Origin of the sequence: Salmonella sp. SA15303, assembly GCF_029962125.1 — a bacterium.
Lineage (GTDB): Bacteria > Pseudomonadota > Gammaproteobacteria > Enterobacterales > Enterobacteriaceae > Salmonella > Salmonella enterica.
In genome coordinates this window covers 119,060-135,452 of record NZ_CP123924.1, presented here as the reverse complement: position 1 = coordinate 135,452, position 16,393 = coordinate 119,060, and the positions used below count along the sequence as shown (strand labels likewise).

Below are 16,393 nucleotides of genomic sequence, written 5' to 3'. Positions count from 1 at the left end.
CTCAATCACTTATCAAACCAGCTTTTCATTTGTTCCTCGAAACGCTGCGCTACATTTTCCCAACTGTATTTTGAAAACACCAGGGATTTTGCTTTTTCGGCAATCTGGTGGCGTTCCTTATCAGCAAGCGCACGGTTAATATCATTAATTATACTGTCGCTCGACATAGGCTCTGCGAGGTGATAGCCCGTTATGCCATCTAACACAAATTCGCTAATCCCCCCTTTTTTGCTGGCAAGAACCGCTTTTCCTGCTGCCATCGCTTCTACAGCCACCATGCAAAATGCTTCTTCAACCTGAGATGGCACAATAACCAGATCGGCTATATGATAGAAGTTATGCATCTGGTCAGGAGATTGCCCCCCAGCCATAATACAATCCGTTCCAATCTCTTTTGCGGCGTCCAGTACTTTCTTTTGATACTCTGCTTTTTCACCCTTGCGGCTTGCATAAGGGTCGCCAACAACGACAAGTTTAATATTACTTCTTAAGGTACGTAATTGTTTGAACGCCTGCAAAAGCAACAGGATGCCTTTATCAGGCGAAATTCTCCCGGCATACAAGAGAACGGTGGCATCTTCCGCAATATTTAATTGCTGACGAAGATTATCTTGTGGGTTTCTTTTATAAGTCTCAGCACAAAAACCATTAGGCACAATACTAACAGCAGCGGCGGGCAATCTTTCTTCATAAAACGCTTTAAGAAACTGACTGGGCACGATAATTTTTGCATCATTATCAGGAAGTTCTGGTTCAAATGCGTTATGCATGTGCATAACCAGTTTTGCATTCGGATTGCGCTCTCTGATCTGCCGATACAGTTTCATACTATTATGAATAACAATGACGCTATCTTCCTGGGTAGTCACTTTATCTCTAATATTAAGGATGCGCTGGGAATAGGGTAGCGGGTCGAGACGAGTCCATTTCTGAAAAAGACGCTTATAAACTTTACTAAACCCGATGTAATGAATATCACAGTTATCGTTTATTTTATTATATTCAGGATAGCCAGCATTCTTTATACAAGCAATAGCATTCGGTATTGATAGTCGTTTTGCAACCTGGTAAATCCAGGTTTCTACCGCAGCCGCACCACGAGGAGGAATTGAAAATATAGGAGTAACAGTAAATATGATTTTTTTAATCATAATAGCTATAATCCAGAATAGTTAACTTTATAGAAAAAGAAATGTTATAAAAAAAGAAATGCGTGCCGAAGCAACGCAAAATAATGATTTATCTGTGTCTAGACAATTTTATCGTAATATATTTCATCCTCAAGTTCCGAGGCTGTAATATATGGAATAATATCGTAATGAATTGCAGTATCATCTGATAAATTAAAGATATTTAAATCACTCACATTTTTTCTCATAAAAGTAAAAAATGGCAGTATTTTAAACAGATCTTTACTAAGCTCAGATGGCATAGGGCTGGTAGATTCGTCATAGAAACGTGGGCAACTCCCTGTTAAGTCAAGCCCAGAACATATAATACGGCCATACTTGAGGGAATAGGCAACCTGAATAGCGGTATAAGCAATAGTATGGCAAGAGCAATACCCGATGCTGATATCCTTGCAAAATCCAGCCAGTCGCCCTCTTTTCGAAAGAGGAACTGAAATAAGTAATGCTTTATGAACCCGCTTGAGGATATTAAATTTAATTTTCTTTAAAAAGCCCCCTTTTTCTCGGCGATAAAAGGAGCGAATAATTAAACAGTTTTCTTCAATATATTTTTGATCATCCACTGAAGCCTGTTCATACACATCAAGATTGACGATAGTGAACTGACTGTTACGGCTAAAGTTATAAAAATCTTCGCGCCGACGATGGAGGAAGCGAACATCCGTCAGAAGGTACAAAAATGGCTTGACGTTATTGTTTAGCAAATATTGAACAGAACCATTGACTGCAATGACATCTTTCATTCGTAACAAGGACAGCGGCGTCTTTCTGGACGTAGGACCAGAAAGAAAAATAATACAATCTTCAGCCGTTCTTTTCGCAATAAGTTGCAGAACATCGGCGTGAGTTATGAAGTTAACGCTGCCCATAAAAAACTCGTATGTTTATCATGCAACCTATAAATAAATGTTATATTCAATAACTAATATTACATCTCAAATTCTCTCAATTATGTCATAACGCTGCAGCAAATAAAAGTCAGTCAACCCCTTAAATTAAACCAAACGTGCTACATTGATCAGCGTTTTTCCTTACCCTTAATACGACGCAATAAATTTCGGAGTTTTTTCTTATAAATCAATAAGTAAAATCCGATATCTCTCACATTATTTTTGATACCATAATGTCTTTCTAAATCAATACGATCCTTTGCTTTTCGTTGTCTGGAAGGTCTTTTTCCGGACAAATCAATAATTCTGATCTCATTGCCTTGCAGGATAAAGTTACCTTTATGGGGATCGCCCGAAACCATACCATGCTGATGCAGAGAATATATCGACTGTTTGACTTTCCCTCTCACCTCGTCAGAAATTTCTGGCATATCAACAAGTTCAATACCTTCAATATACTCAATTATCATCACGTATGTTTTTACATAGCGTAATGTTTTAATTTCCGCCAGCAGGTAAAAATCATTAAGCGCCGTAAACCCCTCGCGCCGCACGCGATCTGTCTGATGAAAAAGCTTTTCGTAGTAATCTCCTTTTACTAACGATTTGAAAAAGCGTTCAGTATTTTTTACTTTTGGACTAAATACTTTGAGAATATATTTTCCGTAGTCTGTATTAATCAATACAACTTTTGTATCTTCTATATTACGGAAGACTTTAATAACCTGATGATTATAAGATAGAAAATCTTTGAATATCTCAATATATTTTTCACCGTCTTTTTTGACAAAGACGGTATAGTTTTTAATCTTTTTTTCAATAATCATAATGGAGATTTAGGGAGGGGAATTATTTGTGGAAAAGTTTACGATAAAGATATGCGCTTCCAGCCAGAAGGCCTTTAAAATAATGCCCCTGCACGAGAAGATGTTTATATCGCTTCTTAAATTCAACTATGGTACGCGCATCTTTTGCAGGAGAATCTTTCCAGGGCGAGTTCAGTCGTGCATTTTTATAATAGATAACTGAAGGATAATTTGCCCAGGCATGCCATGGTTTTGTAGCGCCCGTATAATGAATTAAAATAGTATTATCCTTAATTATATTGCTATATTTTTTATGTGACTTATCTTTCAACTCGCTTTTGATAGTATAAATGGTATTATATGGTCGCGGTAGAAAAATGACTTTATCCTGTAGGAGAATATTCAAAACATCCTGATCGGGATATTTAAAAGAGTCAGCTTCTTTACCTGCCAGAAGTAAAAATGCCTTTTCAGTTAAGGCATTCTCTTTCCATAATTTCAGGTTAACAAAAACCACGCCGGAGTTAAAATAACCACCTTGTAAATTAAATGCGCTTAATCTCTCATTTACCTTATTCTGGATGGAATCAACATCTTTTACTACCGCAGCAATCTTCTCTGTCAGATCAAGCTGTAGAAGATCTTGCAAAGATCCTTTACATACAACATCGGCATCCAAATAAAGTAAGGTGTTAACCTTCTTGCTGAGATAATCGAAAGCAAATAAACGAAAATACATTGCCCTCGACCATACTTTAGTTTGGGGCAATACTTCAAGGCTTTCTACTTTAATAAGATAAAGAGAAATTTTTATGTGATGCTGTACGGCTAAACGCTCTATATATTTTACAAAACACGGAGAATATGAGTCACAAATAATGTGAAAAGCGAGCGGGATATTATTGTTTAATACAACGGAAGCGATTGATACCCCCACACCATCAAGATAGTTTTCATCAACGCCATAAGAAATGTTTAATACGTTATTATCATTATTATTACTTTCATCAAAAACTTTATATTCAGCTATTTCTATCTCAGGAAATGAATCCATTACATCACCTATGGGTTTTATTCAAGAAGTTTACGTTTAAAGTAGGCTATATAGTAATTTATACCCGAAGTATAATGCTTCTGATTAAACATATGCTTTGCCGCATAACGTAACTGATGGCTAGTGACTGGATTTAAAAGTGCACAATGAGACCATGGTGAGTTGCTCTTAGCCTGCAAAAAATATTGTGACACAGGATAAGCCCCCCAACTATGCCAGGGCTTCGTTGGTCCGATATAATGAACAAATACAGTCTCAGCATCGACTGGATTAATAACTGAATCTTTTAATTCATAGTTAAGACTAAATTGTGTATTAAATTTTTTATCAACAAAACGCGCTTTATTCACTAACAATATATTTAATACATCCTGATCAAGGTGCGTTATGCGCTGTACTACCTCTGGATCTTTTAGCATTTCAATCGCTTTCTTAGAGATATTTTCTGCGGTCCAAAGAGGTATGTTAATTAAAATAAAACCGGCATTAAAATAGCCAGAAACCAGCCCAGGCGTTGCCAGGCTAACCGAGCGCTTAGTCCACCATTCCAACTCGCCTTCAGCAACGACAGCCGCAATCTCATTTTCAGCAAAATTAAGATCAATAAGTTCCTGAATACTCCCCTTACATGCAATATCTGCATCCAGATAAAGTACTCTATCTGTTTTATCTGAAAAATAATCGGCGATAATGAATCTAAAGTATGTTGCATAGGTCCAGTTTTTGGTACTGGGTAGCGATTTTAAGCGCTCACAGTCGATTAGGTAAACAACAATCTGCGTAGCGTACTGTTTTGCTAATGCCTCAAATCGCTGCTGGTCTTCAGAGCCAAAGAAATCGGTAAAAACATGGAAAGCTAACGCCTTCTCTGGGTTAGCGAGGAGAACCGATGCAATAGAGACACCACAGCCAAAAAGAAAGTTTTTATCAATCCCATAAGCTATATTAAATTTAGCAGCATCACTATGTTGTGCATAGTTATAATCTAAAGTCTGTTGAATGACTTCTTCTTCAAAATATTTTCTGCTCATAGTGATCACTTTTGTAATTTCGAGAATATTGCATTATTAAAATTTTTAAAATATAGCACATCGTAAAATCTCTCAATCGTGCCGGGAATAATATCATGCTGATATTTTACTTCACCAGAAATAACACGATTAAGGTGTCCTACAAAATCATCTATAGCCCCCGGGGTGTAAAGCTCACCATTCAAACCGGGTTTAATCATATCGCGCGGGCCAGACATACAATCAGAACTAATACACGGAATTCCATATGACATTGCTTCCAGCAGGGTCATAGGAAATCCCTCAAACGCAGAGGTAAGTAGTAACGCGGTGACATTTTTTATTTTTTGCTGTACAACTTGCCACGGCGCGCTTTGCCAACCATACCAGATCACACGCTGCTCAATACCAAGCTCCCGACTATAGGCCTGGCACTTTTCAAAATCTGAGCCATCACCAATAATATGTAGCTGCCATTCCCCTGTCGTACGAGCTAAGCCATCAAATAGATCTTTAACTCTTTTCTGCCCTTCAAATTTAAGACGCCCTACATAGAGAAATACAGCGGGTTTATCGCGCTCAGGCGGCGGCACAATGATTGTTTTAATAGAGACAGGATTATAAACGACGCTAATATCTTGCGCTGAGATACCCCGTGCCATCATCTGTTCTTTAATACCACTACTGATGGCCAGATGATAATCCGCGTACGTTATACATTCTGCATGTTTTTTATGGTCGAGCGAAAAATGCGGCCACGAGAAAATAGTAAAATGTTTACCACTTTTCTTTCGTGCTTTATTGGCATAAAGACATGAGATGACATCAATACATATCACAATATCCGGTGACGTTTCTTTCATCCATTGACTAAAATTATAAACATGCTTAGCTCGACGAAGAAAACTTAATTTTATATTTGAGAATGATTGCGCATATTTAATCTCTTTTAGCCATGCTTTATCCATTTTGTCATTACGACAAAAGAAAAACATTTCACAGTTGATCTTCGGAGAGCTATTTTCAAACGTATGGATAACGTTGCTAATAACGGTTTCCATCCCTCCAAAACCAGATACCGCTTCGCCAATAAATGCTATTTTCATATATACCCCAGAGTTAAAACCTTAATCTAAAGACTTTAGATATTAAATAGCAAAAATAGTAATATAATCCTATAGAGTAATTTTTACCTGACATTTCTCTTTTGGCTTTAAGGAGTATTCAATATCTTTATTATTTTCGATAATGGAATATATTGCCACACCTGCTGGCATTATAAAACCATGATCAAAGCAAAGAGCAATGTCCAGTCTTTTTCCAAAAAAATCATCATGTTGAATTATGTTTTTTTGGTTTGAAATATAACTTTTAATGTCAGACATTCTGTCTATCCTTGTCTCACTCATAAATTACTCACTGAGTGCATAATTATTATAATTACAGATTTTTTCTTATTGTTCTTTCTTTAATTCGAGCGGCTTTAACATCTGCCTGATGAATCAACCCCGATTCTTTTTGCAAAATCTCTCGCAGGGGGAGAGAGAAATACTCACGCATAAACCGGAATATATCTCGCTGAGTCAGGCCAATATTCATTGAAGAAAAATAAAGCCCAATTAAATCTTTGTCACGCCAGCGAAGGGGAACACGCTGGCGTATCTGCGCGCGATGCAGGTCGATTACGGAGATTTTTAAATCCTCTTCGCGACCAGTGAAAGGTAAATGCAGAAGAAAGTGGCAAATATAACAGTCGCGATGGTTAATTCCCCCGACGTGCATTTTACGTACCATAGTCGCAACACGCTTAATGATCATCCACTTCACCTGCGCGTCCGGTGGATTAACAGCCCAGTCAGCACAGTAGTCTTCAAGGCTAATGGTAGGCGTTAAATCTTCGGTGATAATAAATGATGTTCTGGTTAGCGGGTTTACGCCTTTTTCACCAAAACCAACGCCGTGCATCGTATCAACGCCCAGCTCATGTAGACGATGAATGGCGTGCCATTCTCTGTCAGCGCCCAGAACAGGCATACGTAACGAAATCAGGTTCTTCACAATTTCTTTCAGCGAAGTGCCTTTATGCCACTTCAGGAAGTAACTTTTGCCGTCCAGCTCAAACCGCAATGTTCGACGCGTCTCCAGCTCTCTGAACACTTCGCCCTGTAACGTTTTCACTTCCTCAAAAGCATCTTTACCGCGCCATAGTGTGGTTAACGGCGCTTTCAGCTCAACCATCTAAATCACCTGTAATAATATCTGCGGCCTTCTCCGGTAAGCTGTATAAATCCTGGGTATCAGCATAATACCGCGCATTTTCAGCCCAGGCGTTGCGTAAGGAAGGCTGTGTCAGCGCTTTGAGTAAAACCTCATTTAGCGCATCCTGACGGAATGGTTCAGTCATCGCTTCGCCACAGTTGGCATCCACAATATAATGTGCATAACCGCACACCGCAGTTGTCAGCACCGGCAAACCAGCAGTAATGGCTTCCAGCAAAACAATACCTGCAGCTTCCTGATAGGCTGGATGCAGTAAAAGGTCGGCTGCCGCCATTAACTCCGCGATATCATTACGTCCGGAGAAAAAATGCACATTCGTGCCGACGCCGCTTCTTTCAGCCAGTGCTGCAAACTTCTTCGGCTTATCCTGCCCGACAACATAGAGCACCGTATTTTGCCGTAAAGATTCGGGTAGCGATGCCAGCGCTTCAATAGAGCGATCCACACCTTTACGGGTGAAGTCAGACCCTACTTGCAACAGTAATTTTTGCTGTTCTGAGATACCATTTTTCTGACGATAAATTTGACGACTGTTCGGGATCTGTTGGCTATATTTTCTGTCCGGGTAAATCCCCGGAGGAAGAATATGGAAACGCTCCGCTTCAGTCTGATAATGTTTTTGGAAGTCAGCAATCTGCTTATTCGTCAGCATTAATAGTTGCGTCTGCTTGCCGTGTTCAAACGTGGCGCGTTCAAAAGCAGCATAATGCCGATAGCGTGATGTCAGGCGATAGAAAAAACCTTTTTCCTGTGCGACTTTTTCGGCGTAACACACGTCTGCGGCGTAATACACATCAAGGCCTGGCATCTTATTGAACCCAACCACCCGATCGACAGGATGGTCGCGCAAATGGTGTTGCACCCAGGCATAATATTCTGCGTTACGACCGTGGTTCGTCCGGGATTTAACCGGCACGCGGATTAATTCAAAGTTATCCGGGCATTCCCCTTCCCATGACTGAGTATAAACACGAACCTGATGCCCTCGCGCCGCCACGGTTTGGGCAATGCGCATAAAATCACGCTGCAGACCGCCAAAAGGAAAATACTTATATAAGCAAAAGGCAACTCTCATAGCAGGCTGTCCAAATCTATGGCGCGTGCCTCATGCGGCAGCATTTTTTCCGTCGCGGCGATAACATCTTCAGCCGGAATCACGGAAAGGTATTTTTTATTACGATCAAGCTCATGCCGTTCAGGCATCGGCTGATAATTTCCTGCCCAAAACTGAATGATGTCGTCGGTCCAGGGACGCCAGAACACATGATCCGTCGCGCCGAAAAGGCAAATGACCGGCGTTTTGACTGCTGCGGCAATATGACCAGGGGCCGAATCAACGCCGATAAAGAGATCCGCATGGTCAATCAACGCGCCCAATTCAGGAAAGCGAGTTTTACCCGCCAGACCAGTAACCGGTTTTGTTTCACAGCCGCGTGCAATAGCATCCACGCAGGCCATCTCGTCTGCGGCCGGGCCTGACGTCAGTACAACTTGATAACCGCGGCGCTGCACGGCATCAATAACCTGCGAGAATTTATCATTATCCCAGCACTTAAATAGCTGCCGTGCCGTAGGCTGAATAACAACATATTGTCGGATCACACCAAGTTGTTTGAGCTGTTGTCGCATGTTTTCCCAATGTTCCGGGCGATAGCTCATGGTGGTTTCCGTGACATACTGTTTTAGCGCTAACGGCTTTAGCGCGGATAATGTGCGATCAACAGCATGTTCTCCCGCATAAGGTACTAAATGCGTAAAGCTCTTTTTCCATAAAGCAGACTGACGATTACCGAAATCCTGCGAGATTTTTATTTTTGCGTTTAAAAAACGCACAATAAGCGCCACGCTCCACTGATCGGTGAGATTGACGACCAGATCATACGAGTTAGCACGCAATTTTTTGATTAACGATAGCGCGTTTTTGATCTTCTCTTTTGTTCCTGCGCCTTTGTTACTGATGCCGTAGAGTGCATTAATCTCCGGATTTTCCGACAATATCGGTATAGTGTTCTGGTAAAGAAGCACATCGATTTTTGCATCGGGATAATTCTGCTTCAGCGTGCTGATGACAGGAGTGGTAAGTAACATGTCTCCATGAAAACGCATTTTTATAATCAGAATTCTTCGAAATGGCTTTTCCACAAGCGACTCTTTGGTTGAAATTGTCCGGATAAATAAGCAGAAAAAAGCACGCTACCGCCCCAGGCTCACAGCAACCCGATGGCTAATACCGCACTCATTTTAGATGCGCTAGTGTAACACTTCTTTCGCAGCAATCCGATACGAATAATTTTTATACACAATCATTTTTTTAATCATAAATTCAAAGAGATATTAATTTATCCCTCTCTTGTGAATGGTCATTCCCATTGTCTGGGGCGACAAGGGCGGCAAATTTCAATGGATTGCGTAAAAATGCAAAAATAATGGGGTTCAGCGCCTGGAATCCTCGCTTCTGAGCCAATTTGGCGCAAAAATGGGAAAAGTAATGGTAAAGCCCAGGCTAAATACATAGAATCCCCAGCACATCCATAAGTCAGCTATTTACTATGCTCGAATTGCTTTACACCGCTCTTCTCTACCTTATTCAGCCTCTGATCTGGATACGGCTTTGGGTGCGTGGACGTAAAGCGCCGGCCTATCGTAAACGTTGGGGTGAACGCTACGGATTCTACCGCCGTCCGTTGAAACCGGGCGGAATCATGCTGCATTCCGTCTCGGTGGGCGAAACTCTGGCGGCCATCCCATTGGTCCGCGCTCTACGTCATCGCTATCCCGATCTGCCTATTACCGTAACGACCATGACGCCGACCGGCTCGGAGCGCGTCCAGTCTGCCTTTGGCAACGATGTTCAGCACGTTTACTTACCTTATGATTTGCCCGATGCGCTCAATCGTTTCCTCAATAAGATTGATCCTAAGCTGGTATTGATCATGGAGACTGAGCTCTGGCCAAATCTGATTGCTGCGCTGCACAAACGTCATATTCCGCTGGTTATCGCTAATGCGCGGCTTTCCGCCCGCTCCGCCGCGGGTTATGCGAAGCTTGGCAAGTTTGTCCGTACGCTCCTGCGCCGTATCACCCTGATTGCCGCGCAAAACGAAGAAGATGGCGAACGCTTTGTGGCATTGGGCGCGAAGAACAATCAGGTCACGGTCACCGGCAGTCTGAAATTTGATATTTCAGTTACGCCGCAGCTGGCGGCTAAAGCCGTTACGCTACGCCGCCAGTGGGCGCCGCACCGTCCGGTCTGGATTGCCACCAGCACCCACGATGGCGAAGAGAGTATTGTTATCGCCGCTCACCAGGCGTTATTACATCAATTCCCGAATTTATTACTGATTCTGGTGCCCCGCCATCCGGAGCGTTTCCCGGATGCTATCAATCTTGTGCGCCAGGCAGGGTTAAGCTACATCACTCGCTCTTCGGGCGAAGTACCGTCCGCCAGCACTCAGGTCGTGGTAGGCGATACCATGGGCGAATTAATGTTGCTCTATGGCATTGCCGATCTCGCCTTTGTTGGTGGTTCGCTGGTTGAACGCGGCGGTCATAACCCGCTGGAGGCCGCCGCTCATGCGATTCCGGTACTGATGGGTCCGCATACCTTTAACTTTAAAGATATTTGCGCCCGTCTGGATCAGGCGAGCGGACTTATCACGATTACCGATGCGGCTACGCTGGCAAAAGAAGTTTCCTCTTTACTGACCGACGCTGATTATCGTAATTTCTACGGACGTCACGCAGTTGAAGTGCTGTATCAAAATCAGGGCGCGCTCCAGCGTCTGCTGCAACTGCTGGAACCTTATCTGCCACCGAAAACGCATTGAGGACTGTCATGCAAAAACGGGCGATTTATCCAGGTACGTTTGATCCGATTACTAACGGTCATCTCGATATTGTGACGCGCGCAACGCAGATGTTCGACCATGTCATTCTGGCCATCGCCGCCAGCCCCGGCAAGAAACCCATGTTCACCTTGGACGAACGTGTGGCGCTGGCGCAAAAAGCGACCGCACACCTGGGTAACGTAGAGGTGGTGGGCTTTAGCGACCTGATGGCCAATTTCGCCCGCGACAGACAGGCGAATATCCTGATTCGTGGTCTGCGCGCGGTGGCGGATTTTGAATATGAAATGCAGTTGGCGCATATGAATCGCCATCTGATGCCGCAACTGGAAAGCGTTTTTCTGATGCCGTCCAAAGAGTGGTCGTTTATCTCATCGTCGCTGGTCAAAGAAGTGGCGCGCCATCAGGGCGATGTGACCCACTTTCTGCCGGACAATGTGCATCAGGCGCTAATGGATAAGTTGAAATAAGTATCCTTCCTTGCCGGCCTGGCGTTTTACTTCTGACAGTGACGGCAATAGAACGTCGCACGCTGTGCGTGTTTCGTTGCGACTATCGGCGTACCGCATACCCGACACGGCTCGCCTTTGCGCCCGTACACCTGCAACTCCTGCGCAAAATAGCCCGGTTTCCCATCGCTTTGCAGAAAATCCTTCAGCGTTGTCCCGCCTTGTTCAATAGAGCGCAGCAAAACGGCTTTAATCACCCGCGCCAGCAGATCGCACTCCTCTGTCGAGAGTGACGACGCCAGGCGGTCAGGGTGAATACCAGCGGCAAACAGCGACTCGCTGGCGTAGATATTCCCCACGCCGACCACCAGCTTGTTATCCATCAGCCAGGGTTTAATCGCCGTCTTCTTCTTCGCGCATTTCTGCTGCAAATATTCGCCATTAAACTCATCGCTTAGCGGCTCCGGTCCCAGATGCGCCAGTACGTTATGCCCTTCCAGCTCTTTGGTCCATAACCAGGCGCCAAAGCGGCGAGGATCGGTATAACGTAGAATTTTGCCGTTGCTCATCACCAAATCGACATGGTCGTGCTTTTCCGCCGGCAGCGCTTCCGGCAGTATCCGCAAGCTTCCCGACATCCCCAGGTGAATAATTATCCAGCCGTCAGGCAACTCCAGCAGTAGATATTTAGCACGACGCTGAACGCTAAGGACGGGTGTATCGCTCAGACGATAAATTTCGTCTGAAACCGGCCAGCGCAGACGACCGTTACGGATATGGGCGTGCAGGATAGTAGCGCCAACTAAATGGGGTTCAATACCCCGGCGGCTGGTTTCAACTTCGGGTAATTCAGGCATAACGTCTCCGGCTGTGTGGCAGGTCTCATTAATATGGGGACGGCCAGAAAACAAAAAACCCCGCCGAAGCGAGGTTTTTGTTACATCAAAGCGAGAATTATTTGATTTTCGCTTCTTTGTAGATCACGTGCTGACGGACAACTGGATCGAATTTTTTCAGTTCCAGTTTTTCCGGCTTAGTACGTTTGTTCTTCGTCGTGGTATAGAAGTGACCAGTACCAGCAGAAGAAACCAGCTTGATTTTCTCACGAATACCTTTAGCCATGATTTATTTCCTCTTAGTACTTAGTACTTTTCGCCACGGGCACGCAGTTCAGACAGAACTGTTTCGATGCCTTTTTTATCGATGATACGCATACCTTTAGCAGATACACGCAGGGTGACAAAACGCTTCTCGCTCTCAACCCAGAAACGGTGAGAGTGCAGGTTAGGCAGGAAACGGCGTTTAGTCGCGTTCAGTGCGTGGGAACGGTTGTTACCGGTCACCGGACGCTTGCCAGTAACTTGGCAGACTCGGGACATGTCTATTCTCCAAAAATCAAATTAGCTCGAGCTTCGTATGGGGTATCGGCGCCTCGTCAGGCTTTACAGCCTGGTCATCGCGCAGTTCTATTGAACTCTCGATTGCCAGGCCCAAATGCCAAACCCGAGATTCTCAAAGGTGGCGTAGTATACGCTGACCCGGCGATATGCTCAAGTCCCGAACAGACAAAGATCCCGATGGATCGCGCAAAGAATCTTAAATCCAGCCGCGTTCGGCAAAAGAAACGTACTCTCCGCGCCCAATTATCAGGTGATCGAGCACCCGGATATCCATAAACTGGCAACTCTTTATCACGCGCTCAGTGATAAGTTTATCTGCTTTACTTGGCTCTGCGCAGCCTGAAGGGTGGTTATGCGCCAGAATGACCGCTGAAGCATTGAGTTTAATCGCTTCCCGAACAATCTCACGCGGATGCACCTCTACGTGGTTAAGCGTGCCGGAAAACAGGCGGCTGTGCTGAAGCACCCGGTGCTGGGCATCAAGGAAGATCACCAGAAAGATCTCACGCTCTTCGCCCGTCAGTTGGCTTTGCAGAAATTCCCGCGTCATTTCCGGACTCAGCAACGCACTTTCCTCATTCATGCGCACGCTGTAATAGCGCCTTGCCAGCTCAGCAATGCCTTTCAACTGCGCGAATTTCGCCAGGCCGATGCCGTTTACGCCGCGAAACTGCGCAAAGTCCGCCGACAGCAGGCCATACAGCGACCCAAAGTGCTGCAATATCTCTTTTGCCAACGTCATAACATCTTTTCCCGGCGTGCCGGTACGTAAAAAAAGCGCCAGCAGCTCCACATCGCTGAGGGAAGCAATGCCGGATCTGAGCATTTTTTCACGCGGTAATAATTCGTCCAACGTATCCATACGCGCACCTCCTTTTTTAAGGAAGCGGCATAGTGGCACAGCCTTTGGGAGAGATCGACGCCCCGATTTTGTTCTTGCGTAGCGCCTCGCAAAGTGGAGCGCAGGCAAAGACACGACGCCGTAGAGATTGTGATAAAATAGCCGCCTTTCAAAGTCACCCAACAGGAAAGACATGATGAGCCTGGCCGGTAAAAAAATTGTTCTCGGCGTTAGCGGCGGTATCGCTGCGTATAAAACGCCGGAGCTGGTGCGCCGTTTACGTGAGCGCGGCGCTGACGTGCGCGTGGCAATGACCGAGGCGGCAAAAGCCTTTATTACCCCCCTGAGCTTACAGGCAGTGTCGGGCTATCCCGTATCCGACAGTCTGCTTGACCCTGCCGCCGAAGCTGCGATGGGGCATATCGAGTTGGGGAAATGGGCCGACCTGGTGATTCTTGCTCCCGCGACCGCCGATCTGATCGCCCGTGTAGCATCGGGTATGGCTAATGATTTAGTCTCCACCATCTGCCTGGCGACGCCAGCCCCGGTGGCCGTTCTTCCGGCCATGAACCAACAGATGTACCGCGCTGCCGCCACGCAACATAATCTGGAGGTGCTCGCCTCTCGCGGCCTGTTCATTTGGGGGCCGGATAGCGGCAGTCAGGCGTGCGGCGATGTAGGCCCAGGCCGAATGCTGGACCCATTAGTTATCGTTGATAAGGCCGCCGCGCATTTCGCTGCCGTCAACGATTTGCGACATCTTAATATCATGATTACGGCAGGCCCGACGCGCGAACCGCTCGACCCGGTGCGTTATATTTCCAACCACAGCTCCGGTAAAATGGGCTTCGCTATTGCGGCGGCCGCAGCGCGTCGCGGCGCAAATGTCACGCTGGTCTCCGGTCCCGTTTCGTTACCGACGCCGCCTTTTGTAAAACGGGTTGATGTCATAACCGCGCTGGACATGGAAGCCGCTGTTCAGGCCGCCGTTCAACAGCAGCACATTTTCATTAGCTGCGCCGCCGTGGCTGACTATCGCGCAGAGACTATCGCCAGTGAAAAAATCAAAAAACAGGCGGCGCAAGGTGATGAATTACTAATAAAAATGGTCAAAAACCCGGACATTGTCGCCGGGGTGGCCGCACTCAGTGACAATCGACCCTACGTTGTTGGGTTTGCCGCGGAAACGAATAATGTGGAAGAATACGCCCGGCAAAAACGTATCCGTAAAAACCTTGACCTGATTTGTGCAAATGATGTTTCACTTTCAAATCAAGGATTTAATAGCGATAAAAACGCTTTACACCTTTTCTGGCAGGATGGAGATAAAGTCTTACCGCTTGAGCGAAAAGAACTCCTGGGCCAATTATTACTCGACGAGATCGTGACCCGTTATGATGAAAAAAATCGACGTTAAGATTCTGGACCCGCGTGTTGGTCAGCAGTTTCCGCTGCCGACTTATGCTACTTCTGGTTCTGCCGGGCTTGACCTGCGCGCCTGTCTCGACGACGCCGTAGAACTGGCGCCTGGCGCAACGACGTTGGTACCTACCGGACTGGCCATTCATATCGCCGATCCATCACTGGCGGCAGTCATGTTGCCGCGTTCGGGCCTGGGCCATAAACATGGTATCGTGCTGGGCAACCTGGTCGGGCTGATTGATTCCGATTATCAGGGGCAACTGATGGTTTCGATCTGGAACCGTGGTCAGGACAGTTTTACCATTGAACCGGGCGAACGTATCGCGCAAATGGTGTTTGTTCCGGTCGTTCAGGCCGAATTTAATCTGGTGGAAGCATTTGACGCCACCGAACGTGGCGAGGGCGGCTTCGGTCATTCTGGCCGTAAGTAAATTTTACGCATCCCCATAACGTCATAATACTGCCGCAAGCGCTGAGTTTGCGGTTATAGCGTGGGTGCTCGCCTGGCAAGTGCTTATTTTCAGGGGTATTTTGTAACATGGCAGAAAAACAAACTGCGAAAAGGAATCGTCGCGAAGAAATACTTCAGTCACTGGCGCTGATGCTTGAATCCAGCGATGGAAGCCAACGCATCACGACGGCAAAACTGGCGGCTTCGGTCGGCGTTTCCGAAGCGGCGCTATACCGCCATTTTCCCAGCAAGACCCGCATGTTCGATAGCCTGATTGAGTTTATCGAAGATAGTCTGATTACCCGTATCAATCTGATTTTAAAAGATGAAAAAAACACCAGCACGCGTTTGCGCCTGATTGTGTTGCTGATTCTGGGTTTTGGCGAACGCAACCCTGGCCTGACGCGCATTCTTACCGGGCACGCGCTGATGTTTGAACAGGATCGCCTGCAGGGGCGCATTAATCAGCTTTTTGAACGCATCGAAGCGCAGCTCCGCCAGGTGCTACGAGAAAAAAGAATGCGTGAAGGCGAAGGCTACACGACGGATGAAAATCTGCTGGCAAGCCAACTGTTAGCCTTCTGTGAAGGGATGCTTTCACGGTTCGTACGTAGCGAATTTAAATACCGCCCAACGGACGATTTCGACGCCCGCTGGCCGCTCATTGCCGCTCAGCTACAGTAACGCTGGCTGGATAGAGGCTCACGCCTTATCCAGGCGACAGAAACATAAGCCCGGTAAAGCGCCACCGGGCA

Annotated in this window: 18 protein-coding genes and 1 pseudogene; 5 read left to right on the top strand and 14 right to left on the bottom strand. The window is 45.7% G+C overall.

Translation table 11 applies throughout. From position 1 onward, the window contains the following. Positions 1–5: 5 nt before the first annotated feature. The 10 genes and pseudogenes from QEN31_RS00660 to rfaQ form a co-directional block, all read right to left on the bottom strand. The gene (locus QEN31_RS00660; RefSeq protein ID WP_000591819.1) at positions 6–1,151 is read right to left on the bottom strand and encodes a lipopolysaccharide N-acetylglucosaminyltransferase; all 1,146 of its coding nucleotides are present in this window, start codon (positions 1,149–1,151) and stop codon (positions 6–8) included. Between the two features lie 98 nt (positions 1,152–1,249). Then, on the bottom strand, positions 1,250–2,059 hold the full coding sequence (gene waaZ / locus QEN31_RS00655) for a 3-deoxy-D-manno-oct-2-ulosonate III transferase WaaZ (RefSeq protein WP_000536017.1): 810 nt from the start codon (positions 2,057–2,059) through the stop codon (positions 1,250–1,252). A gap of 149 nt (positions 2,060–2,208) precedes the next feature. Next, complete coding sequence (gene rfaY, locus QEN31_RS00650; RefSeq protein ID WP_052944292.1) at positions 2,209–2,907, bottom strand: lipopolysaccharide core heptose(II) kinase RfaY; 699 nt, start codon at positions 2,905–2,907, stop codon at positions 2,209–2,211. Between the two features lie 22 nt (positions 2,908–2,929). Further along, positions 2,930–3,940 (bottom strand): lipopolysaccharide 1,2-glucosyltransferase RfaJ, encoded by a 1,011-nt coding sequence (gene rfaJ, locus QEN31_RS00645; RefSeq protein WP_023200955.1) that lies wholly within the window; start codon positions 3,938–3,940, stop codon positions 2,930–2,932. Between the two features lie 17 nt (positions 3,941–3,957). Next, positions 3,958–4,971, bottom strand: a complete 1,014-nt coding sequence (gene waaO / locus QEN31_RS00640) for a lipopolysaccharide 3-alpha-galactosyltransferase (RefSeq protein WP_000088475.1) — start codon at positions 4,969–4,971, stop codon at positions 3,958–3,960. A 5-nt stretch (positions 4,972–4,976) separates the two neighbouring features. Beyond that, on the bottom strand, positions 4,977–6,056 hold the full coding sequence (gene waaB / locus QEN31_RS00635) for a lipopolysaccharide 1,6-galactosyltransferase (RefSeq protein ID WP_052944293.1): 1,080 nt from the start codon (positions 6,054–6,056) through the stop codon (positions 4,977–4,979). 117 nt (positions 6,057–6,173) lie between these two features. Continuing rightward, positions 6,174–6,335, bottom strand: a pseudogene (locus QEN31_RS00630) (glycosyltransferase family 8 protein); the annotation flags it as partial. A gap of 55 nt (positions 6,336–6,390) precedes the next feature. Beyond that, complete coding sequence (gene rfaP / locus QEN31_RS00625; RefSeq protein ID WP_099949588.1) at positions 6,391–7,188, bottom strand: lipopolysaccharide core heptose(I) kinase RfaP; 798 nt, start codon at positions 7,186–7,188, stop codon at positions 6,391–6,393. Continuing rightward, positions 7,181–8,305 carry a glycosyltransferase family 4 protein gene (locus tag QEN31_RS00620; protein WP_001261581.1) on the bottom strand — a complete coding sequence of 375 codons (1,125 nt, stop codon included), beginning with the start codon at positions 8,303–8,305 and terminating at the stop codon, positions 7,181–7,183. The genes rfaP and QEN31_RS00620 overlap by 8 nt, the downstream gene beginning before the upstream one ends. Beyond that, positions 8,302–9,372, bottom strand: a complete 1,071-nt coding sequence (rfaQ, locus tag QEN31_RS00615) for a lipopolysaccharide core heptosyltransferase RfaQ (protein ID WP_072104898.1) — start codon at positions 9,370–9,372, stop codon at positions 8,302–8,304. The genes QEN31_RS00620 and rfaQ overlap by 4 nt, the downstream gene beginning before the upstream one ends. Before the next feature lie 407 nt (positions 9,373–9,779). Between rfaQ and waaA the strand changes: the two genes are divergently transcribed. Both waaA and coaD read left to right on the top strand, forming a co-directional pair. After that, on the top strand, positions 9,780–11,057 hold the full coding sequence (waaA, locus tag QEN31_RS00610; protein WP_000891582.1) for a lipid IV(A) 3-deoxy-D-manno-octulosonic acid transferase: 1,278 nt from the start codon (positions 9,780–9,782) through the stop codon (positions 11,055–11,057). An 8-nt stretch (positions 11,058–11,065) separates the two neighbouring features. Beyond that, positions 11,066–11,545: a pantetheine-phosphate adenylyltransferase gene (gene coaD / locus QEN31_RS00605; RefSeq protein ID WP_001171884.1), complete on the top strand. Its 480-nt coding sequence runs from the start codon at positions 11,066–11,068 to the stop codon at positions 11,543–11,545. Positions 11,546–11,571: 26 nt separating this feature from the next. On the opposite strand, the gene mutM is transcribed toward coaD, so the two are convergent. The 4 genes from mutM to radC form a co-directional block, all read right to left on the bottom strand. After that, positions 11,572–12,381: a bifunctional DNA-formamidopyrimidine glycosylase/DNA-(apurinic or apyrimidinic site) lyase gene (gene mutM / locus QEN31_RS00600; RefSeq protein ID WP_001114508.1), complete on the bottom strand. Its 810-nt coding sequence runs from the start codon at positions 12,379–12,381 to the stop codon at positions 11,572–11,574. Positions 12,382–12,478: 97 nt separating this feature from the next. Beyond that, a complete protein-coding gene (gene rpmG / locus QEN31_RS00595; RefSeq protein ID WP_001051798.1) occupies positions 12,479–12,646 on the bottom strand; it encodes a 50S ribosomal protein L33 in 168 nt (55 codons plus the stop codon). A gap of 20 nt (positions 12,647–12,666) precedes the next feature. Further along, positions 12,667–12,903: a 50S ribosomal protein L28 gene (gene rpmB, locus QEN31_RS00590; protein ID WP_001519051.1), complete on the bottom strand. Its 237-nt coding sequence runs from the start codon at positions 12,901–12,903 to the stop codon at positions 12,667–12,669. 217 nt (positions 12,904–13,120) lie between these two features. Next, complete coding sequence (gene radC, locus QEN31_RS00585; protein ID WP_052944296.1) at positions 13,121–13,786, bottom strand: RadC family protein; 666 nt, start codon at positions 13,784–13,786, stop codon at positions 13,121–13,123. 175 nt (positions 13,787–13,961) lie between these two features. On the opposite strand from radC, the gene coaBC reads away from it, so the two are divergent. The 3 genes from coaBC (at position 13,962) to slmA (ending at position 16,322) form a co-directional block, all read left to right on the top strand. Continuing rightward, positions 13,962–15,182, top strand: a complete 1,221-nt coding sequence (gene coaBC, locus QEN31_RS00580; protein ID WP_000050176.1) for a bifunctional phosphopantothenoylcysteine decarboxylase/phosphopantothenate--cysteine ligase CoaBC — start codon at positions 13,962–13,964, stop codon at positions 15,180–15,182. Then, positions 15,160–15,618, top strand: coding sequence for a dUTP diphosphatase (dut, locus tag QEN31_RS00575; protein ID WP_000976078.1), 459 nt, complete (start codon positions 15,160–15,162; stop codon positions 15,616–15,618). The genes coaBC and dut overlap by 23 nt, the downstream gene beginning before the upstream one ends. Positions 15,619–15,725: 107 nt before the next feature. Continuing rightward, on the top strand, positions 15,726–16,322 hold the full coding sequence (gene slmA, locus QEN31_RS00570) for a nucleoid occlusion factor SlmA (protein ID WP_000818607.1): 597 nt from the start codon (positions 15,726–15,728) through the stop codon (positions 16,320–16,322). Positions 16,323–16,393: the final 71 nt, after the last annotated feature.